Genomic DNA, 18,732 nt, shown 5'->3' on the forward strand with positions numbered 1-18,732 from the left:
TCGGTATCAAGTCTATCGTCGCCACTGCCATTAGTTTAGAAAAATCTGAACTAAGTATTTGACCGTAGCGATTCTTCCCGGCCACTACATTTCGCAGAATCGGCCCCCAACGGTGCCCGTACCTCCCCGGAGCGGCGCAACCGACATAAATAAAACAACGACGATGAGGCCTTACCCGTGGACAAGATTCTTCACCAACCACTGGGCGGCAATGAAATGCCGCGCTTCGGCGGCATCGCCACCATGATGCGACTCCCCCATTTGGAAACTGCTGCTGGCCTGGACGCCGCCTTCGTTGGCGTGCCGCTGGACATCGGCACCTCGCTGCGCCCCGGCACCCGTTTCGGACCTCGCGAAATCCGCGCTGAATCGGTGATGATCCGCCCGTACAACATGGCCACCGGCGCTGCACCGTTCGACTCGCTGTCGGTTGCCGACATCGGCGACGTCGCGATCAACACGTTCAACCTGCTGGACGCCGTGCGGATCATTGAAGAGTCCTACCACAAAATCCTCGAACACAATGTGATCCCCCTGACCCTGGGCGGCGACCACACCATCACCCTGCCGATCCTGCGTGCCATCCATAAGAAGCACGGCAAGATTGGTCTGGTGCACATCGACGCTCACGCTGACGTGAACGATCACATGTTCGGCGAGAAAATCGCCCACGGCACCACCTTCCGTCGCGCTGTCGAAGAAGGCCTTCTGGACTGCCACCGCGTGGTGCAAATCGGCCTGCGTGCTCAGGGCTACACCGCTGACGACTTCAACTGGAGCCGTAACCAGGGCTTCCGTGTGGTTCAGGCCGAAGAGTGCTGGCACAAATCCCTGGCCCCGCTGATGGCCGAAGTTCGCGAGAAAGTCGGCGGCGGTCCGGTGTACCTGAGTTTCGACATCGATGGCATCGACCCCGCTTGGGCGCCAGGTACCGGCACCCCGGAAATCGGTGGTCTGACGACCATTCAGGCGATTGAAATCGTTCGCGGTTGCCAAGGCCTCGACCTGGTCGGTTGCGATCTGGTAGAAGTCTCGCCCGCTTACGACACCACCGGCAACACCTCGCTGCTGGCCGCCAACCTGCTGTACGAAATGCTCTGCGTACTGCCTGGCGTGGTCCACCGCTGAGGATGGGTCATGACCGAACGTGATCAGGTATTGAAAGCCGCCGCCGATCTGGTGTCGGCCTTTGCCCGTAACGATCGCGAAGCTTACTTCGGCGCCTTCAGCACCGACGCGAGCTTCGTGTTCTACACCCTCGAGCAGCCCCTGCTGTCGCGCGATGCCTATCAGGCGTTGTGGGACACCTGGCGCTCGGAGGATGGCTTCGAAGTGCTTTCGTGTACTTCAAGCAACGCCTTCGTCAGCCTGCAAGGTGACGTGGCGATTTTCATCCATGACGTGGCCACCGAGCTGCGCATGCAAGGGGAGCAACACTTCAGCCAGGAGCGCGAGACGATTGTGTTTCGCCGACAACAACAAGGCCTATGGCTGGCCTGCCACGAACATTTGTCCGCGATGCCGGAAGGGCTGCCACCCCCTTAGCCAAACAGGTGACGCTCACGCACGATGAGCGCGCCTTTATGATCGGAGCTGATCATGAATAACAACAACAAAGACCAAAGCCTTACGCACATTGAAACCTACGGGGTCGAACAGATCCCGGACAGCGAACGCACCGCAGGCCCGACGGATCTGTTCCGGATGATCTTCGGTGGTTCCAACACGTTTGCCACCGCCGTGCTCGGCAGTTTCCCGGTACTGTTCGGCCTGTCTTTTCAGGCAGGCGTCTGGGCGATTGTGCTGGGTGTGTTGCTGGGCTCGCTGATCCTCGCGCCAATGGGCCTGTTCGGCCCGCTCAATGGCACCAACAACGCCGTGTCTTCCGGTGCGCACTTCGGCGTGCACGGGCGAATCGTCGGTTCGTTTCTGTCGCTATTGACCGCCATCGCGTTTTTCTCGCTCTCGGTGTGGAGTTCGGGTGATGCGCTGATCGGTGGTGCCAAACGCTTGATCGGCCTGCCGGAAACCGACCTGACCCTGGGCCTGGCCTACGGCCTGTTCGCGATCCTGGTGCTGACGGTTTGCATCTATGGCTTTCGTTTCCTGTTGTGGGTCAACAAGATCGCCGTGTGGAGCGCCAGCCTGCTGTTCCTGCTGGGCATCTTCGCTTTCGTCGGGCCATTCGATGTGAACTACGCCGGCACCGTCAGCATGGGGCAACCGGGCTTCTGGGCTGCCTTCATCGGCGCGGCGCTGGTGGCGATGAGCAACCCGATTTCCTTCGGTGCGTTCCTCGGTGACTGGTCGCGCTACATCCCGCGTGACACCTCCAAGCGCCGGATCATGGCCGCCGTGGTGATCTCGCAGATCGCCACCTTCATCCCGTTCCTGTTCGGCCTCGCCACCGCCACCATCGTAGCGATCAAGGCGCCGGACTACATCGCGGCCAACAACTACGTCGGCGGTCTGCTGGCCGTTTCGCCGGGCTGGTTCTTCCTGCCGGTGTGCCTGATCGCGGTAATCGGCGGCATGTCCACCGGCACCACCTCGCTCTATGGCACCGGGCTGGACATGTCCAGCGTGTTCCCTCGCGTGCTGTCGCGGGTCAAGGCGACGCTGCTGATCGGCGTGATGTCGATTGCCTTCATCTTCATCGGGCGTTTTGCGGCGAACCTGGTGCAGAGCGTGTCGACCTTCGCGGTGCTGATCATCACCTGCACCACTCCGTGGATGGTGATCATGATCATCGGCCTGCTGGTGCGTCGCGGCTTCTATTGCCCCGATGACCTGCAAGTGTTCACCCGCGGCGAGAAAGGCGGTCGTTACTGGTTCACCCACGGCTGGAACTGGCGTGGGCTGGGTGCCTGGATCCCGAGTGCACTGGTGGGTTTGTGCTTTGTGAACCTGCCGGGACAGTTCGTTGGTCCGCTGGGCAACCTGGCGGGCGGCATCGACATCAGCCTGCCGGTCACCCTGGGCCTGGCGTCGCTGGTGTACCTGGTGCTGTTGAGCCTGTTCCCGGAACCGGCCGCGGTGTTCGGACCGAATGATGCACGCAGCAAGGGCACGAGCATCCCGGCAAAACCTGGAATGCGTCAGCCAGCCTGACCTTTCCCTTGTGGGAGCGAGCCTGCTCGCGATGACGGCGGCACATCCAACATTGATGTGACTGCAAGACCGCTATCGCGAGCAGGCTCACTCCCACAGAGGGATGCCCCACAGAAATATTTTTGTTTCACCATAAAAAAGACAATCGGAGACACGCCATCATGGCTTTGGATTTATTCGTCGTTCTCATATACGCCGCCGCGATGCTGGTACTTGGCTACTTCGGCATGCGCAAGGCCAAGACCAACGAAGACTACCTGGTCGCCGGTCGTAACCTCGGCCCGACCCTGTACATGGGCACCATGGCCGCGACCGTTCTGGGTGGTGCGTCCACCGTCGGCACCGTGCGCCTGGGCTACGTCCATGGTATTTCCGGTTTCTGGCTCTGCGCCGCACTGGGTTGCGGGATCGTGGCGCTGAACCTGTTCCTCGCCAAACCGCTGCTGAAGCTGAAGATCTACACCGTCACCCAGGTCCTGGAAAAACGCTACAACCCGATGGCCCGCTCCGCGAGCGCGGCGATCATGCTGGCCTATGCGCTGATGATTGGCGTGACCTCGATCCTGGCAATCGGCACCGTGCTGCAAGTGCTGTTCGGCCTGCCGTTCTGGATCTCGGTACTACTTGGCGGTGGCGTGGTGGTGGTTTACTCGGCCATCGGCGGCATGTGGTCGCTGACCCTGACCGACATCGTCCAGTTCGTGATCAAGACCGTCGGCCTGATGTTCATCCTGTTGCCGATCTGCCTATACCGCGTCGGCGGTTGGGATGAGTTGGTGTTGAAACTGCCCGAGGCTGCCTTCAGCTTCACCACGATTGGCTGGGACACCATCATCACCTACTTCATGATCTACTTCTTCGGGATCCTGATTGGCCAGGATATCTGGCAGCGTGTGTTCACCGTCCGAACAGCCAAAGTCGCTCAGTACGCCGGTACCTTCGCGGGTATCTACTGCATCTTCTACGGTCTGGCCTGTGCTCTGATTGGCATGGCCGCTCATGTCCTGATCCCGGACCTGGACAACGTCAACAACGCCTTCGCTGCCATCGTCAAGCTGTCCCTGCCGGACGGTATTCGTGGCTTGGTGATCGCTGCTGCACTGGCCGCCATGATGTCCACCGCCAGCGCCGGTCTGCTCGCCGCATCCACCACCCTGACCGAAGACCTGCTGCCGAAACTGCGCGGCGGTAAACAGTCGAGCCTGCGCATCAACCGCCTGTTCACCCTGCTGACCGGCATCGCCGTACTCGGCATCGCGCTGGTGGTCAACGACGTGATCAGCGCGCTGACCCTGGCGTACAACCTGTTGGTGGGTGGCATGCTGATCCCGCTGATCGGTGCGATCTTCTGGAAACGCGCAACCACCGCCGGCGCTATCGCCAGCATGGGCCTGGGCTTCGCTACCGCGCTGGTGTTCATGATCAAGGACGGCATGGACGCCAACACTCCGATCTACTACAGCCTCGGCGTAGGTCTGGTGAGTTTCGTGGTGATCAGCTTGCTGTCCCGTCGTCCGGCAGCGGTGGCGAGCGCCATCTAAGCTGAAAAGAATGGATTAACGTTTTCTTCGACGGGTGTGGCGTCGGTTGCCACACCCGTTTTTTTTCGTCTGAAGGAATCAGCTTATGAAGATCGTCAGCCGCGACCAATGGTTCGAGGTCAAACAACTCAGTGACGGGGTGCGCCTGATTCACGAGCCTTACATCCGTCCCTTCTACCGCTGCAATCTTTGGCACATTCAGGGTCGCGACAAGGACTTGCTGCTCGACAGCGGTTCCGGGCTGGTGAGTCTGCGCGAGCAATTGCCGTGGATTACCGAACGGCCGCTGGTGGCGGTGGCGAGTCACTGCCATTTCGACCATATTGCCGGGCACCACGAATTTCCCGAACGACTGGTGCACCCCGCCGAAGCGCAAATCCTCGCCTCACCGGACGGAGAGAACACGTTATCCACGGCTTTTGTCGGCGACGAGATGTTCGAAGCCCACCCTGACTGCCCGTTGTGCTACGCCGAGTATCGAGTCAAAGCCGCGCCAGCCACCGGGTTGATCGAAGAAGGCGACGTGCTGGACCTGGGCGACCGAGTCCTGCAGGTGCTGCACACACCGGGACATTCACCGGGTGGCATCAGCCTGTATGAAGCGGCGACCGAAACCCTGTTCAGCGGTGACATCATCTATGACGGGCCGCTGATCGAAGACGCCTACCACTCCAACCTCGACGACTACGCGCGCAGTTTGCAGCGTTTGCGCGCGTTGCCGATCCGCACGGTGCATGGCGGGCATTTCGGGAGTTTTTCCGGGGGGCATTTGCGCACGATGATTGACGAGTGGCAGCGCTCGCACGCTTGAAGCCTGCTGTACTCAGACCTAGGGACAACAACAATAACGCCCTCGAAGAACAACCATGAAAAGAGCTGCCGTTCGTGCTGCCGTGCATCGCTTCATCAGCCGCGTGCTGGAGGGTCAGGATGACTTCGACGACAACGCCAGCCTGGCGCAGTTGGGATTGGACAAAGACGACATTGAGGAACTGATCTTCCACCTGGAAGATGAGTTGGGGTTGACCGCGTTTACGGCCGAAGAAGATCAGATGCTCAAGACGGCGAGGACGGCGAACGACTTGAGCCGGTTTTTGATTGAAATCGGGCGGCATTGAAACCGCCCGTTAATTGGATTCGCCTGTGCCCCCGTAGCAGCTGCCGAGCATCGCGAGGCTGCGTTCGGTGCGGGCCGCGTTTGGACGAAGCCGTCGTGAAACCTGCGACCTCATTCCTTCAGACTTATCGCGTTAGCCAGATTGCGACTGCTTCGCAGCCGAATGCAGGCTCGGCAGCTGCTCCATCGGCAGCTACAGCAACAACGGCTGCGTCGCGCTTACCGGCGGCGCTGCTGGCGTCGGCGTTGTTCGTCGTCAGTGCGGATAGGCACAGGTTGCAGAGGCGGTTCGATCAAACCGAGTGCAACACCCAAGTCGTGCAGCCAGTTTTGGATTTTCTCTTTCATGGTGCCCCCTTCAGGGTAGTGCCGAGCGACCGGAATTCTGTAGTCGCTTCGCACTGATAATAGTCCGAAGTCCTACGCATTGCTCGCCCAAAGTCGCAATGATCTGTTACTGAATTGATCAAAATACCTGACCGATAGTTCAAACAATCGCTTTGGCCTGCATCGGCACCGAGGGATAGACCGCCTGTTGCTGCTCGATCCACGCGTTCAGATTGGCCCCGACCATGCCTTTGCGCCACATTAGCCACGTCGTCGCGCTGGCAAACGGTTCGGCCAACGAATGCACCGCGACGCTTTCACGGCCCGGCAGGCTGGCGAGCATCGACTCCGACATCAGCGCCACACCCGAGCCTGCAATCACACAGGCAAGCATCCCCGGGTAGGACTCGATCTCTATCGCACGGCCCATTGCCGCATGGTCGTGCGCAAACCAGGCCTCCAGACGCATCCGGTAGGAACAGCCCTGTCGAAAAGTGAACACGGATCGCCCTTGCACATCCAGTGCGCTGTGTACTGGTGGGTGATCAGCCTCGCTAATCAGCACCAGCCGTTCGTCGCATAACGGCACGCCATCAAGTCCGGCCAATTCCAACGGACCGTCCACCAGCGCCGCATCGAGGCGGCCGGTGAGCAGGCCTTCTAGTAATTCACCGCTGGGACCGGACCGCACTTGCAGATTCACCGCCGGATAACTGCGGTGATAGCCCGCCAACAACCCTGGAAGGTGTATGGCGGCCGTGCTGTACATGGTGCCGAGCACGAAGTCACCTGCCGGTTGCCCGCCCTGCACCGCCGCGCTGGCTTCGTCATGCAGGGCGAACAGCTTTCCTGTGTAGTCCAGAAGGACTTTTCCCGCAGGCGACAACTGCAAACGCTGACGCTCACGCAGGAACAGTTCGACACCGAGCTGCTCTTCCAGCTGTTTGAGCCGGGTCGATAGGTTGGACGGTACCCGATGCAGACGCTCAGCGGCACGAGTGATCGAGCCTTCCTCGGCCACCGCCTGGAAGATCCGCAATTGGCTGAATTCCACACCATTCTCCAAATCAGAACAAGTTACTCACTATTATTCATTTTTAAAGAAAGTCAATCGATCCTAGCCTAACGGTCATTGATCCTCTGTTGGAACTCAGACCTATGTCTCCTCTGATTCGCTTACTCGCCAGTTTTATCGCCCTGATGATGGCCATGGGCATCGGGCGTTTCGCCCTCACGCCGCAACTGCCGCACCTGCTCAGCGAAGGCCAGATCGACCTGACCGCCGCTGGTCTGATTGCAGCGGCCAACTACCTTGGCTACTTCGTCGGCGCGGTGGACGCGATGTTCTCTCGCCGCCCGGAGCAAGTTCGTCGACGTCTGCTGGGTGGCTTGTGGTTGTGTGTGCTGCTGACCCTGGCCTCGTTCTGGGCCAATGGTTTCTGGTCACATCTGCTGCTGCGCTTTGGCACCGGTGTGGCCAGCGCCTGGGTGTTGGTGATGATTACCGCATTGAGCCAGCCACTGGCAACGGCGGCCGGGCGCCCACGGCTCGGTGCCCTGGTATTTGCCGGACCGGGTCTGGGGATTTTTCTCACAGGACTGTTGGCTCTGGGTTCGAACCTGCTGGGCCAGACTTCCGCAACCTTGTGGCTGGTATACGCCGCCGTTGGTCTGGTGATGTTGTTGGGGATTGTGCCGTTCCTGCCGCAGCCGTCCGCGACCGTGGTCGTCACACCCAGTGTCGCCGGTTCGGGCAATCAAGGCATCGGCCGTTTAGGCCTGATCTATGGGTTGTACGGTTTGGGCTACATCATTCCGGCCACGTTCCTCTCGCAAATGGCCAATGCGCAGTTCCATGGCCAATGGCAGGCGGATTTATTCTGGCCATGTTTTGGCTTGGCGTCGGCCATCGGAGTGGTGCTGGTGAGTCTGCGTCGCCAGCAGCTGAATGGCACTCGTCGTTGGCTAATGGCGACGTTGTGGCTGCAAGCCGCCGGTGTGTTTGCCTGCCTGTTGGGTAGCGGTCCGGGACTGGCACTGGGGGTGATGCTGTGTGGCACGCCGTTCCTGGCCTGCATGCAACTGGTGATGCAACGTTCCCGGGAACTGGCGCCCCACGCCACTCAGCGCAACGCCGGGTTGCTGACGGCGTGCTTTGCCGTAGGCCAGCTCAGCGGCCCGTTGCTGGCGGCGTTGAGCAGCCATTTCAGTGGCGGTTTGCAGCCAGCACTGGTGTTCGCCGGGTGTGGTTTGCTGCTGGCTGGCGGTTTGCTGTTTCGTCCGGTCAGTGCTGCCCGAGGGCTTTGCGCAAACGACGGCGCACCCACTGCTCAGCGCTGACAAAAGTGATGCCCAGCAACACCAGCACCGCTCCAATCACGAAGTTGAAGCTCAGTTCTTCGCCCAGCAGCACCACACCGAACGTGACGCCAAACAGCGGAGTCATGAACGAAAATACAGCCAGGTTCGCCGCCAGATAACGACGCAGCAGCCAAAACCAGGTCAAGTAACTGAAGAACGACACCACCAACCCTTGGAACAACACACTGGCCACCGCCACGGTGGTCAGGCTGACGTGGGTGACCTGGCCGGTGAGCATCGCGATCACTAGCAGACCGACGAAACCGACAATCAATTGATAGAACAGGGTCAGGGTCACCGGCGCTTCCGATAGACGCGAGGCGCGCACCACCACCGTGGTTGCGCCCCAAGACGCGCCGGCCAGTACACCCAAGGCATCGCCCATCAACATGCGCTGATCGAGGTTGTCCCAGGAAACACCACCGGCAAACGCGATGGCGATCCCGACAAAAGCGAGGAAAATGCCCAACCATTGGACAGGCCTTAAACGTTCACTTGGCAACAACCAGTGAACGCCCAATGCGGTGAAGATCGGGGCGGTGTAGAGAAACACTGACATGTGCGCCGCCGTGGTCAGCTGCAAGCCCTCGGATATGAAGTAGAACTCCAGGCCAAAAAGCGCACCCGCCAGTAGTCCACCGCGCCAGGTAGTACCGACTTGATCCCAGCCGCCTTTCCAGCAGATCAACAGTCCTACGAGTAACGCGGAAATACCCGAGCGCCCGGCGGCCTGCATGACCGGCGCAATGTCTGGTGCCGCCCACTTGATCATTACTTGCTGAATACCCCAGATCAGGCACAACCCGATCATTACTTGCAGGGCAAACCCATCGGCGCTACGCCGGGTGGCGCTCACAAGTACACCTCGACAACACAATCCATGGCAGTGACTCAACCGTAAAAACAAAACCCCGGTGCAAGGCCGGGGCGAATTCAGCTCAGTTCAATGCGATCGGCATGAATGACGATCTGGCCGTTCTTGTACAGCGCACCGATGGCTTTCTTGAAGTTGCCTTTACTGACACCGAACATACTGCTGATCACCGTCGGGTCGCTCTTGTCGCTGACCGGCAGGCTGCCGTTGTTTTCGCGCAACTTGGCGAGGATCTTCGAGTTCAGGCTGGTGGACGCTTCTTCGCCTACCGGTTGCAGGCTCAGGCTGATCTTGCCGTCGGTACGGACTTCTTTGATAAAGCCCTTCTCTTCTTTACCGGCGCGCATGAACTTGAAGATTTCGTTCTTGTGGATCAGGCCCCAGTGCTTGTTGTTGATGATTGCCTTGAAGCCCATGTCGGTGGCTTCGGCTACCAGCAAATCGACTTCCTGGCCAGGGGTGTAGTTGCCCGGGGTCTTGTCCAGGTAGCGATCCAGACGCGCCGTCGCGGTGATGCGTCGGGTGTGCTTGTCGAGGTAAACGTGCACCACGACATACTCGCCGGCGGTCATCTGGCGCTTTTCTTCGGAGTACGGCAGCAACAGATCCTTCGGCAAGCCCCAATCCAGGAATACGCCGATGCTGTTGACTTCAACAACTTTCAAACTGGCAAATTCACCGACCTGAACTTTCGGCTTTTCGGTAGTTGCGATGAGTTTGTCATCGCTGTCCAGATAAATAAAAACATTGAGCCAGTCTTCATCTTCGCTGGGAATATCTTTGGGAATATAACGATTAGGCAGGAGGATTTCGCCATCCGCGCCGCCGTCCAGATATAAACCGAAGTTAGTGTGTTTAACCACTTGCAAACTGTTGTAACGCCCGACTAAAGCCATTTCCAATACCCTCATTGCGTGGGCGGCATTCTACCCGGTTTTGCGGACCGCGTTCGATGGCCGGCCCGGTGGCGCAGGAAAATCCTCTGAAGGCCTTAATTTTTCTGGTTTTTTCCGACTGTGCGTGGCCGCTCGTCAGACCGACTTGGCGATCTGTTTCGCATCCAGCCAGCCCAAAAAGCACTATTTTTTCATCGATGTTCTTAGTTAAAACAGCAGCTTAGGGGGATATTACGAATAATAACTTGCGTTTAGCCCAGCACTCGCGATGTGTATTTCAGGGGGATATTTACCAAGCAATTGTCAAGTATTTCCTGTACGATGCGTGGCCAAGTTAATTTTCTATAGGTTAATGGCCGCCATGCGTGTAAAAGCATCCAACAGCAAAGCAAAGCCAGCTCCAGCCGTTGAAACCAGCGAATCGATCAACAACCAGATTGCTGCGTTCCTCAAGTCCGGCGGCGAGATCCAGCAAATTGCCAAAGGCGTCAGCGGCCAGACGTTCGGCCCGTCCAAGCAGATCACTCTGGGCAAGAAGTAACTCCCCCCAGGATCCGCCGCGTCACCTGGTCCCTAAGCGCTTTGAGCTTCGAAGCGCTTGGACTGGAACCTCCTCGCAACACCCCGCCAAACCCATCAATATTTCAAAAATCGACGAACGGCCCTCGATGCCGAGCATTCGCCGGTATGCTTGCACACGTCTAGATCAAGCATTTCAGTAGATTTTTAGTTCCTGCTCCTCGCTGTCATGGAGTGACGCATGCTCAACCCCTCCTATTTATTGCTCGGCACCCTAACCCTGCTGTCGTGCTCGGGCGCCAATGCGCAAATCTTTCAGCGTGAACTGGGCGACTTCGATCTCAAACTCGGCACCACCCCCACCCGCAGCATGGCCCAGGGCCTGGTCAAACCTTCCAGCACCGGCTCCTTCCATGGTGGCCTCGACCTGAGCCACGACAGCGGCTTCTACGTGGGTCAATGGTCACCGAGCGTCGGGTTGAGCCCAGGGAGCAATCTTGAAGTCGATTCCTACATGGGTTTTAAACAGCCTTTCGATCACACCCTCGGTTACGAAGTCGGCATGATTCATTACAGCTATCCGAAAGTGGACACCCTCGACAGCCAGGAGCTGTTCGGTGGCCTGACCTTTCTGGGCAGCCGTTTCGGCGCAGCGTTCAGCAACGACCCGGACAAACAGAACAGCACATTGTTCGCCGACCTGGGCGGCAATCAGCCCTTCGGCATCGGGGTCAGCATGAAATACACCACTCACCAGCTCAACTCGCCGGTGTCAGTCGACGGAGGGTATGTAGGCAGCTTTACCGATTGGTCGGTGCAACTTTCCCGGCCGTTCATGGGCATCGACCTGAACCTGATCTACAGTGATTCAAGCCTCAGCGGCAGCGACTGCTCTGCGTATTCGGGGCACAACAGCCAGTGTGACGGTCTGGTCACCCTGAGGGCCGAGCACGCCTTCTATTGATCGGCTGAACTGTCGGGCTCATCCTGCGTTCCACATGAGGACCTACGCTTTCGCAAGGACTCGCCTATGTCGCGCTGGTTGAAACATATCGTCGTCCTCATCATCTTCAGCCTCGCCCTCGGTGCCTGCAGCCGTATGGGCCTGGCCTACCGCAACCTCGACGTGATCATTCCCTGGACGCTCAGCGACTACCTCGACATGAACGGCGAGCAAAAAGACTGGTTCAACGAGCGCCTCAAGGAACATTTGAGCTGGCACTGCACCACGCAACTGCCGGGCTACCTCGACTGGCTAGACCGCTTGCAAGTCATGGTCGAGACCAACCAGGTCACCGACGCCGCGCTGCAAACCCGCACCCAGGAAGCCAAACAAGCCATCGCTCAGACCGCCCGGGAAATCACCCCGTCGGCCATCGAGTTGTTGCAGGGGCAGGATGACAAGCAAGTTGCGGAGATGAATGACGCGTTTGCCAAGGACCAGCGCAAACGCCAGGAGCAATACCTCAAACCGTCTCTCGATCAGCAGATCAAGGAACGTGGCCAGCGTATGGAAAAACGCCTGAATGACTGGCTCGGCCCGCTCAGTCCCAGTCAGCAGCAACGGGTAGTCGCCTGGGCGAATGCCTTGGGTGACCAAAATACGCAATGGATCGCCAATCGCGCCCATTGGCAGAAGCAGTTCAGTGCAGCGGTTGCGCAGCGCCAGAGTCCAGAATTCCCACAGCGCATCGAGACGCTTCTGGTGAATCGCGAGAGTCTATGGACGCCCGCTTACCGTCAGGCCTTCGCGAACACCGAAGCTCAGGCACGGGGACTGTTTGTAGATTTGATGGCCGAAAGCACGCCGGAACAGCGCCAGCAGTTGCTGAAGAAAATAGAAGGGGTACGCAAGGACTTCAATGATTTGAAGTGCCTGAAAGCCGCCAAGCAAGGCTAAGCCCAACACAAGTCAAAATGTGGGAGCGAGCCTGCTCGCGAAGGCGGAGTGACAGTCGACATCACTGCTGTCTGGCGCACCGCATTCGCGAGCAGGCTCGCTCCCACATTGGTTATCGGGGATCTTCAGGCAATCTGCGCCTTCGACGCTACCTCATCAAACGTCACCTCATCCAGCGCATCCTCCTGCTCATCCAGCACCTGCCGCGGATGATCATTACCCGGAATACTGCTGTCGATTAGGCTCAATAAACTCGAGCCCCGAGGCGTCAAAATGTAGTTCGAGCCGGTGCCCCCCTGCTCCTCGGGACGAGGCTCGATATAGCCGCGCTCCAGCAGTAACTTTTCGTATTCGCCGGCCACCGCTTTGAGGTGATCCAGGTTTTCCGTCTCCTCGCCCTCCGTTGCTTTCTCCGCCGCATACTGCTCGGCATAGGACCGTGGCGTGAAACTGGCTTCCCCGTGCTGCACTTCGTGGAGCAAGCGTTCAATCAAATCCCAGTTATAAGTTGTCATCCTGATTCAACCTCCAATGCCCGCGATTGAGATGGCCTACATAGGTTGTGACCGGTGCCATGAGCAGCCGTTCAGCCAAGGTTTTAAACGGCACCGACCGGCGGTATGTCGAAATGGGCGTAGGTCAAACGACTAGGCTATGTACGTCACCTCCCAGCACCCGGCAGGAGAACATCCAATGAACATTCAGAACCATCCAGTCGTAACCCGAGAAGAATGGTTGACCGCCCGACGCCAACACTTGGCCCACGAAAAAGCCTTCACCAAGGAACGAGACAAACTCAGCGCCGAACGCCGCGCCCTGCCCTGGGTGAAAATCGACAAGGACTACCATTTCCAGGGCCCGAACGGCGAACTGAAACTGACGGACCTGTTCGGCGATCGTAGCCAGTTGGTCATCTACCACTTCATGTTTGGCAAAGGCTGGGACGAAGGTTGTTCCGGTTGCTCGTTTCTGTCTGACCACATCGACGGCGCCAACCAACATTTGGCCCATCATGATGTTGCAGTGGTTGCGGTTTCCCACGCACCGTACGCCGAATTCCAGCCATTCAAGCGACGCATGGGCTGGAAATTCGATTGGGTGTCGTCCGAGGGCTGCGATTTCAACTATGACTTTGGCGTCTCGGCGCGAGCAGAAGATGTCGCCGCCGGTAAAGCTACCTATAACTATGAAAAATCCGACGGCGCTGAAGAGGAACTCCCCGGCCTCAGCGTGTTTTATCGCAACGAGGCTGGTGAGATTTTCCACACCTACTCCACCTATGCCCGCGGTCTGGACCTGTTGGTCGGCGCCTACAACTACCTTGATCTCACGCCCAAGGGTCGCAACGAAGAAGAAATCATGGAGTGGGTGCAACTTCACGATCGCTATGACGACAAGGCAGCGGCCAGCTGCTGCCATGGGGGATAAACCACAGCGACCGAGTCGCGGCCATTGCGAGCAAGCCCGCACGAATGAAAACGGGCGCCATTCACGGTGCCCGTTCCTGTCTGTGAACTTTTTCCGCACTTCAACCCTCAACCGGATAACCCGCCTTAACCGGAACTGAGGCCCACCCTATGAAAACCCTGCTGAAACTCACCCTCGTCGCCACTCTCGCCTGCGCCCTCCCCGTTTGGGCTTGCACGCCCGAAGAAGCCACCGCCAAACGCGAACAACTGGCCAATGAGGTGACCAAACTCACCGAGCAGAACCCGGCCAAGGCCAAGGAGATCAACGACGAGTTGCAAAAGATGGATCTGGGCACCGCCAGCAAGGATTTACCGGACAAGTGCCAGTTGATTGATCAGCGGTTGAAGGAGTTGGGATCGGCGGAGAAGAAAGCGGACGGTTGATCCAGACTCGGTAATCCAGACATAAAAAAACCGGACATTTGTCCGGTTTTTTTATTGGGTCACGACGCTGCTTTATTCAGCAGCCGGCGCTTCCGGCTTGCGGCGCTTCAACGGCGCCATGCCGTCCTTGCTGACCAGCGACAGGGCGTCGGTCTTCGGCCGGTTGGCGATCTTGCGTTTGGTCGGAGCCTTGGCGCCGGTTTTCTTCTTGTCGCCTTTTGCGTCGACCTTTTTCTTCTTCACGCCAACGGCTTTGCCCGAGGCCTTGACCTTTTTCGGTCCGCCGTAGGTGCCTTTGACTTCCTTGATGGTGCGGCGCTCGAAGCTTTGCTTGAGGTAGCGCTCGACGCTCGACATCAGGTTCCAGTCGCCGTGGCAGATCAGCGAGATCGCCAGGCCGTCGTTGCCGGCACGGCCGGTGCGACCGATGCGGTGAACGTATTCGTCGCCGCTGCGCGGCATGTCGAAGTTGATCACCAGGTCCAGGCCATCAACGTCCAGGCCGCGAGCGGCGACGTCGGTGGCGACCAGGATCTTCACGCCGCCCTGCTTCAGACGGTCGATGGCCAGCTTGCGGTCTTTCTGGTCTTTATCGCCGTGCAGCACGAATGCTTTGTATTCCTGCGCCACCAGACGGCCGTAGATACGGTCGGCCATGGCCCGGGTGTTGGTGAACACGATGGCCTTCTGGTAGGTCTCGTTGGCCAGCAGCCAGTTCACAATCTGCTCTTTGTGCTGATTGTGGTCGGCGGTGATGATCTGCTGACGGGTCGTCGCGTTCAGGTCGCTGACGTTGTTCAGCTGCAGGTGCTCAGGGTTGTTCAGGACCTTGGCGACCATTTCGCGCAGGCCCGAACCACCGGTGGTGGCGGAGAACAGCATGGTCTGCTGGCGGTTGGTGCACTCTTGCACCAACCGCTGGACGTCTTCGGCGAAACCCATGTCGAGCATGCGGTCGGCTTCGTCGAGTACCAGCACTTCGACTTCTTTCAAGTCGAGGTTGCCGGCGTTCAGTTGCTCGATCATCCGGCCCGGCGTACCGATCAGGATGTCAGGCACCTTGCGCAGCATGGCGGCCTGGACCTTGAAGTCTTCACCGCCGGTAATCAGGCCGGACTTGATGAAAGTGAACTGAGCAAAGCGCTCGACTTCCTTGATGGTCTGCTGAGCCAGCTCGCGAGTCGGCAGCAGGATCAGGGTCTTGATGCTGACACGGACTTTCGCCGGGCCGATCAGACGGTTGAGGATCGGCAAAACGAAGGCCGCGGTTTTACCGCTACCGGTTTGCGCTGTCACCCGCAGGTCACGCCCTTGGAGCGCCAGCGGAATAGCCGCTGCTTGCACAGGCGTTGGCTCGACAAATTTAAGCTCGGCCACGGCTTTGAGCAGGCGTTCGTGCAGGGCGAATTGGGAAAACACGGGTGCTACCTCGAAGAAATACAAAAAAACAGCTGCATAGGGTAACGGTTTCGAGCGCTGAGGCCGAGTTTCTTTATACAAACGGCGCTAATCAGTGGTTTTTTTGTTGCCTCTTTTGTCTTCAAACGTCATCCAAAGCGTCTTAAATGCTCTAATCGCCCCGTCGCGTCCTACAGAAGAACCGTTTTTACCCATGGATATCAAACAGCTCTGGCTCAACGCCCAAGACCTTTGGGGCGCCCTCGATCAGCACCCGCTCCTGCATTCCAGCCTGGCGCTGATGGTGTTGCTGGTGGTGGCATTGGTCCTCGGACGAGTGGCGCGCTTCCTCATTTTGCATGCGACCAAAATTCTCGGTCGCCAGCCAGCGCTGCACTGGATCAATGACTTTCGGCATAACAAGGTCTTTCATCGCCTGGCGCAGATCACCCCCTCGCTGGTGATCCAGTTCGGCTTGCACCTGGTGCCGGAGCTGGGCAAGACCAGCCTGATCTTCCTTGGCAATGTGGCGCTGGCGTTCACCATTCTATTCCTGATGCTGGCCATCAGTGCGCTGCTCAGCGCCCTGCTCGACATCTACGCACGCACCGAGCATGCCCGCACCCGTTCGATCAAAGGCTACGTACAACTGGCGAAAATGGTCTTGTACGTGCTTGGCGCGATCATCATTGTCGCGACGCTGATCGACCGTTCGCCGCTGTTGCTGCTGTCGGGGCTGGGCGCCATGTCGGCGGTGATTCTGTTGGTCTACAAGGACACGCTGCTGTCGTTCGTTGCCAGCGTGCAGCTGACCAGCAACGACATGCTGCGGGTTGGTGACTGGATCGAAATGCCGCAAGTCGGTGCTGATGGTGACGTCGTGGACATCACGCTGCACACAGTCAAAGTGCAGAATTTCGACAAGACCATCGTGTCGATTCCGACCTGGCGCCTGATGTCCGAGTCGTTCAAGAACTGGCGTGGCATGCAGCAGTCCGGCGGGCGACGGATCAAGCGCAGTCTGTTCATCGACGCCAGCGGTGTGCGTTTCATCCGTGATGACGAAGAGCTGAAGCTTTCCCAGGTTCATCTGTTGACCGATTACATCAGCCGCAAACAGGCTGAACTCAAGGCCTGGAACGAAGCCCAGGGCAATGTCGCGGCGATGTCGGCCAACCGTCGGCGGATGACCAACATCGGGACTTTTCGCGCCTATGCATTGGCGTATCTGAAGAGCCACCCGGAAGTTCAGCCGAACATGACCTGTATGGTCCGCCAGATGCAGACCACGGCGCAGGGCATTCCGCTGGAAATCTACTGCTTCACCCGCACCACCGCGTGGGCCGATTACGAGCGGATTCAGGGGGATATTTTCGATTACCTGTTGGCGGTACTGCCGGAGTTTGGGTTGAGCCTTTATCAGCAGCCCAGTGGAGCGGATTTACGCGTGGGGTTGCTGCCGGCAGTGTTGGGCGCGAGCAACATTCCCGAGCCGGAAAAACACTTGATGTAACACCACAAAACCCCGTGGGAGCGGGCGTGCCCGCGATGAGGGAATATCAGTCAACGAATCTGGTGCCTGACACTCCGCTATCGCGGGCAAGCCCGCTCCCACAGGCTCAGTGGGCTGTTACTGATTGGCGTACACCCAACCGGCTGATCCACACCGCTGCCAATATCACCATCGCCCCAAAGAACAACCGCCCCAGCTCTTCATGCTGATTCCAGATCAGCAAGTTGATCAGTAGCCCCACCGGCACATGCAGGTTGTTCATCACCGCCAGCGTCCCGCCATTCACCAGGCACGCGCCTTTGTTCCACCAGTACAAACCCAGCGCAGTCGAGACCAGTCCGAGGAACACCAGCACGCCCCATTGCAGCGGCGCTTCAGGCAGGAAGTTCTGTTTGCCGAACAGCAGGAACGCCGGCAACGCGACCGCCAATGCGCCCAAATAGAAGTAGCCGAAACGCCGGTAATGCGGCAGATCGCTCGGATGACGGGCCACCAGATGCTTATAAAGCACCTGCCCGGCCGCATAGGTGAAGTTGGCCAGTTGCAGCAGCAGGAAACCCATGAAGAAGTCCGGGTTGATCCGGTCGTAGCGAATCACCGCCGCACCGAGCACCGCCACCAGTGCAGCGACCAAGGCCCACGGATTGAAGCGCCGGTTCAGCGCGTCTTCAATCAGGGTTACGTGCAGCGGCGTGAGGATAGTGAACAGCAATACTTCCGGCACCGTCAGCACCCGAAAGCTCAGGTACAGACAGACGTACGTCACGCCGAACTGCAAGGCGCCGATCAGCAGCATGCCGCGCATGAACGCCGGTTCGACCTGCCGCCAGCGCGTCAGTGGAATAAACACCAATCCTGCCAGCACTACACGCACCAGCACCGCAAAATAACTGTCGACATGACCGGCCAGGTATTCGCCGATCAGACTGAAGGAAAACGCCTGGATCAGCGTGACAAAAAGTAGATAGCCCATGCTCGCCTCGTTTCGAATGGCGGCGACGATAGCGGTTTTTGTCGATTATCGCGAACAAGGGGTGCCGGTCGGAAACACACAAAACCTGTGGGAGCGAGCTTGCTCGCGATGACGGAGTGTCAGTCGACAACAATGTCATTTGATCCACCGCTATCGCGAGCAAGCTCGCGCCCACAAGGTCTGTGTCAAATTCAGATTGTGTACACCCATCAAATCCCGGGCAAAAAAAAGGTTCATCACGGATTACCGGGAAAGACGCTCTTGATCTTCATGAAAAAGAATTCGCTATCCCGGTAACCGTACGCCATCCGCTTGATGACCTTTATTCGATTGTTTATTCCTTCCAACT

The 18,732-nt window shown here is 58.4% G+C and carries 21 protein-coding genes; 13 read left to right on the plus strand and 8 right to left on the minus strand.

The window, feature by feature from the left end:
- Positions 1 to 177 precede the first annotated feature (177 nt).
- The 6 genes from speB (at position 178) to FQ185_RS28650 (ending at position 5,770) form a co-directional block, all read left to right on the plus strand.
- The gene (gene speB / locus FQ185_RS28625; protein ID WP_149420367.1) at positions 178 to 1,128 is read left to right on the plus strand and encodes an agmatinase; all 951 of its coding nucleotides are present in this window, start codon (positions 178 to 180) and stop codon (positions 1,126 to 1,128) included.
- A gap of 9 nt (positions 1,129 to 1,137) precedes the next feature.
- Positions 1,138 to 1,545 carry a nuclear transport factor 2 family protein gene (locus FQ185_RS28630; RefSeq protein WP_149420368.1) on the plus strand — a complete coding sequence of 136 codons (408 nt, stop codon included), beginning with the start codon at positions 1,138 to 1,140 and terminating at the stop codon, positions 1,543 to 1,545.
- Between the two features lie 54 nt (positions 1,546 to 1,599).
- Positions 1,600 to 3,111 (plus strand): cytosine permease, encoded by a 1,512-nt coding sequence (locus FQ185_RS28635; protein WP_149420369.1) that lies wholly within the window; start codon positions 1,600 to 1,602, stop codon positions 3,109 to 3,111.
- A 161-nt stretch (positions 3,112 to 3,272) separates the two neighbouring features.
- Positions 3,273 to 4,652 carry a sodium:solute symporter gene (locus tag FQ185_RS28640; protein WP_149420370.1) on the plus strand — a complete coding sequence of 460 codons (1,380 nt, stop codon included), beginning with the start codon at positions 3,273 to 3,275 and terminating at the stop codon, positions 4,650 to 4,652.
- Positions 4,653 to 4,737: 85 nt separating this feature from the next.
- Positions 4,738 to 5,463 carry an MBL fold metallo-hydrolase gene (locus FQ185_RS28645; protein WP_149420371.1) on the plus strand — a complete coding sequence of 242 codons (726 nt, stop codon included), beginning with the start codon at positions 4,738 to 4,740 and terminating at the stop codon, positions 5,461 to 5,463.
- A 55-nt stretch (positions 5,464 to 5,518) separates the two neighbouring features.
- A complete protein-coding gene (locus tag FQ185_RS28650; protein WP_149420372.1) occupies positions 5,519 to 5,770 on the plus strand; it encodes an acyl carrier protein in 252 nt (83 codons plus the stop codon).
- Positions 5,771 to 5,988: 218 nt separating this feature from the next.
- Here the strand turns inward: FQ185_RS28650 and FQ185_RS30785 are convergent, their stop codons facing one another.
- Positions 5,989 to 6,117 (minus strand): PA1414 family protein, encoded by a 129-nt coding sequence (locus tag FQ185_RS30785; protein ID WP_007914492.1) that lies wholly within the window; start codon positions 6,115 to 6,117, stop codon positions 5,989 to 5,991.
- Positions 6,118 to 6,256: 139 nt separating this feature from the next.
- On the minus strand, positions 6,257 to 7,150 hold the full coding sequence (locus FQ185_RS28655; protein WP_149420373.1) for a LysR family transcriptional regulator: 894 nt from the start codon (positions 7,148 to 7,150) through the stop codon (positions 6,257 to 6,259).
- Positions 7,151 to 7,254: 104 nt separating this feature from the next.
- On the opposite strand from FQ185_RS28655, the gene FQ185_RS28660 reads away from it, so the two are divergent.
- Complete coding sequence (locus tag FQ185_RS28660; protein ID WP_149420374.1) at positions 7,255 to 8,436, plus strand: MFS transporter; 1,182 nt, start codon at positions 7,255 to 7,257, stop codon at positions 8,434 to 8,436.
- Here the strand turns inward: FQ185_RS28660 and FQ185_RS28665 are convergent.
- Positions 8,381 to 9,313 carry a DMT family transporter gene (locus FQ185_RS28665; protein WP_149420375.1) on the minus strand — a complete coding sequence of 311 codons (933 nt, stop codon included), beginning with the start codon at positions 9,311 to 9,313 and terminating at the stop codon, positions 8,381 to 8,383. The two genes, FQ185_RS28660 and FQ185_RS28665, sit on opposite strands and share 56 nt — an antisense overlap.
- A 77-nt stretch (positions 9,314 to 9,390) precedes the next feature.
- On the minus strand, positions 9,391 to 10,227 hold the full coding sequence (locus FQ185_RS28670; RefSeq protein ID WP_149420376.1) for a S1 RNA-binding domain-containing protein: 837 nt from the start codon (positions 10,225 to 10,227) through the stop codon (positions 9,391 to 9,393).
- Between the two features lie 352 nt (positions 10,228 to 10,579).
- On the opposite strand from FQ185_RS28670, the gene FQ185_RS28675 reads away from it, so the two are divergent.
- The 3 genes from FQ185_RS28675 to FQ185_RS28685 all read left to right on the plus strand — a co-directional run bounded on the left by FQ185_RS28675 (position 10,580) and on the right by FQ185_RS28685 (position 12,646).
- Positions 10,580 to 10,768 (plus strand): hypothetical protein, encoded by a 189-nt coding sequence (locus tag FQ185_RS28675; RefSeq protein WP_017337097.1) that lies wholly within the window; start codon positions 10,580 to 10,582, stop codon positions 10,766 to 10,768.
- Between the two features lie 219 nt (positions 10,769 to 10,987).
- Positions 10,988 to 11,710 (plus strand): TorF family putative porin, encoded by a 723-nt coding sequence (locus FQ185_RS28680; protein WP_149420377.1) that lies wholly within the window; start codon positions 10,988 to 10,990, stop codon positions 11,708 to 11,710.
- A 66-nt stretch (positions 11,711 to 11,776) separates the two neighbouring features.
- The gene (locus FQ185_RS28685; RefSeq protein ID WP_149420378.1) at positions 11,777 to 12,646 is read left to right on the plus strand and encodes a DUF6279 family lipoprotein; all 870 of its coding nucleotides are present in this window, start codon (positions 11,777 to 11,779) and stop codon (positions 12,644 to 12,646) included.
- Positions 12,647 to 12,771: 125 nt separating this feature from the next.
- Here the strand turns inward: FQ185_RS28685 and FQ185_RS28690 are convergent, their stop codons facing one another.
- Positions 12,772 to 13,161 carry a transcriptional regulator gene (locus FQ185_RS28690; RefSeq protein ID WP_149420379.1) on the minus strand — a complete coding sequence of 130 codons (390 nt, stop codon included), beginning with the start codon at positions 13,159 to 13,161 and terminating at the stop codon, positions 12,772 to 12,774.
- A 178-nt stretch (positions 13,162 to 13,339) separates the two neighbouring features.
- On the opposite strand from FQ185_RS28690, the gene FQ185_RS28695 reads away from it, so the two are divergent.
- Both FQ185_RS28695 and FQ185_RS28700 read left to right on the plus strand, forming a co-directional pair.
- Positions 13,340 to 14,074: a thioredoxin family protein gene (locus FQ185_RS28695; RefSeq protein ID WP_149420380.1), complete on the plus strand. Its 735-nt coding sequence runs from the start codon at positions 13,340 to 13,342 to the stop codon at positions 14,072 to 14,074.
- 149 nt (positions 14,075 to 14,223) lie between these two features.
- Positions 14,224 to 14,499 (plus strand): hypothetical protein, encoded by a 276-nt coding sequence (locus FQ185_RS28700; protein WP_149420381.1) that lies wholly within the window; start codon positions 14,224 to 14,226, stop codon positions 14,497 to 14,499.
- A gap of 72 nt (positions 14,500 to 14,571) precedes the next feature.
- Here FQ185_RS28700 and FQ185_RS28705 read toward each other — a convergent pair whose 3' ends face one another.
- Positions 14,572 to 15,918 (minus strand): DEAD/DEAH box helicase, encoded by a 1,347-nt coding sequence (locus FQ185_RS28705; RefSeq protein WP_064679181.1) that lies wholly within the window; start codon positions 15,916 to 15,918, stop codon positions 14,572 to 14,574.
- 193 nt (positions 15,919 to 16,111) lie between these two features.
- On the opposite strand from FQ185_RS28705, the gene FQ185_RS28710 reads away from it, so the two are divergent.
- Positions 16,112 to 17,410, plus strand: coding sequence for a mechanosensitive ion channel family protein (locus tag FQ185_RS28710; RefSeq protein ID WP_149420382.1), 1,299 nt, complete (start codon positions 16,112 to 16,114; stop codon positions 17,408 to 17,410).
- A gap of 106 nt (positions 17,411 to 17,516) precedes the next feature.
- On the opposite strand, the gene FQ185_RS28715 is transcribed toward FQ185_RS28710, so the two are convergent.
- Both FQ185_RS28715 and FQ185_RS28725 read right to left on the minus strand, forming a co-directional pair.
- Complete coding sequence (locus tag FQ185_RS28715; RefSeq protein WP_149420383.1) at positions 17,517 to 18,383, minus strand: carboxylate/amino acid/amine transporter; 867 nt, start codon at positions 18,381 to 18,383, stop codon at positions 17,517 to 17,519.
- A 236-nt stretch (positions 18,384 to 18,619) separates the two neighbouring features.
- A partial coding sequence (locus tag FQ185_RS28725; RefSeq protein WP_036984840.1) for a transposase occupies positions 18,620 to 18,732 on the minus strand: 113 nt, incomplete at its 5' end.

The sequence above is a fragment of the Pseudomonas sp. ANT_H12B genome (genome assembly GCF_008369325.1).
Lineage (GTDB): Bacteria > Pseudomonadota > Gammaproteobacteria > Pseudomonadales > Pseudomonadaceae > Aquipseudomonas.

Bases quoted from the DNA above. Each gene is read 5' to 3' on its own strand.
- FQ185_RS30785 (WP_007914492.1), bottom strand. From the start codon at position 6,117: ATGAAAGAGAAAATCCAAAACTGGCTGCACGACTTGGGTGTTGCACTC.
- FQ185_RS28635 (WP_149420369.1), top strand. From the start codon at position 1,600: ATGAATAACAACAACAAAGACCAAAGCCTTACGCACATTGAAACCTAC.
- FQ185_RS28645 (WP_149420371.1), top strand. From the start codon at position 4,738: ATGAAGATCGTCAGCCGCGACCAATGGTTCGAGGTCAAACAACTCAGT.
- FQ185_RS28715 (WP_149420383.1), bottom strand. From the start codon at position 18,383: ATGGGCTATCTACTTTTTGTCACGCTGATCCAGGCGTTTTCCTTCAGT.
- FQ185_RS28685 (WP_149420378.1), top strand. From the start codon at position 11,777: ATGTCGCGCTGGTTGAAACATATCGTCGTCCTCATCATCTTCAGCCTC.
- FQ185_RS28660 (WP_149420374.1), top strand. From the start codon at position 7,255: ATGTCTCCTCTGATTCGCTTACTCGCCAGTTTTATCGCCCTGATGATG.
- FQ185_RS28670 (WP_149420376.1), bottom strand. From the start codon at position 10,227: ATGGCTTTAGTCGGGCGTTACAACAGTTTGCAAGTGGTTAAACACACT.
- FQ185_RS28650 (WP_149420372.1), top strand. From the start codon at position 5,519: ATGAAAAGAGCTGCCGTTCGTGCTGCCGTGCATCGCTTCATCAGCCGC.
- FQ185_RS28640 (WP_149420370.1), top strand. From the start codon at position 3,273: ATGGCTTTGGATTTATTCGTCGTTCTCATATACGCCGCCGCGATGCTG.
- FQ185_RS28695 (WP_149420380.1), top strand. From the start codon at position 13,340: ATGAACATTCAGAACCATCCAGTCGTAACCCGAGAAGAATGGTTGACC.
- FQ185_RS28630 (WP_149420368.1), top strand. From the start codon at position 1,138: ATGACCGAACGTGATCAGGTATTGAAAGCCGCCGCCGATCTGGTGTCG.
- FQ185_RS28690 (WP_149420379.1), bottom strand. From the start codon at position 13,161: ATGACAACTTATAACTGGGATTTGATTGAACGCTTGCTCCACGAAGTG.
- FQ185_RS28700 (WP_149420381.1), top strand. From the start codon at position 14,224: ATGAAAACCCTGCTGAAACTCACCCTCGTCGCCACTCTCGCCTGCGCC.
- FQ185_RS28680 (WP_149420377.1), top strand. From the start codon at position 10,988: ATGCTCAACCCCTCCTATTTATTGCTCGGCACCCTAACCCTGCTGTCG.
- FQ185_RS28675 (WP_017337097.1), top strand. From the start codon at position 10,580: ATGGCCGCCATGCGTGTAAAAGCATCCAACAGCAAAGCAAAGCCAGCT.
- FQ185_RS28710 (WP_149420382.1), top strand. From the start codon at position 16,112: ATGGATATCAAACAGCTCTGGCTCAACGCCCAAGACCTTTGGGGCGCC.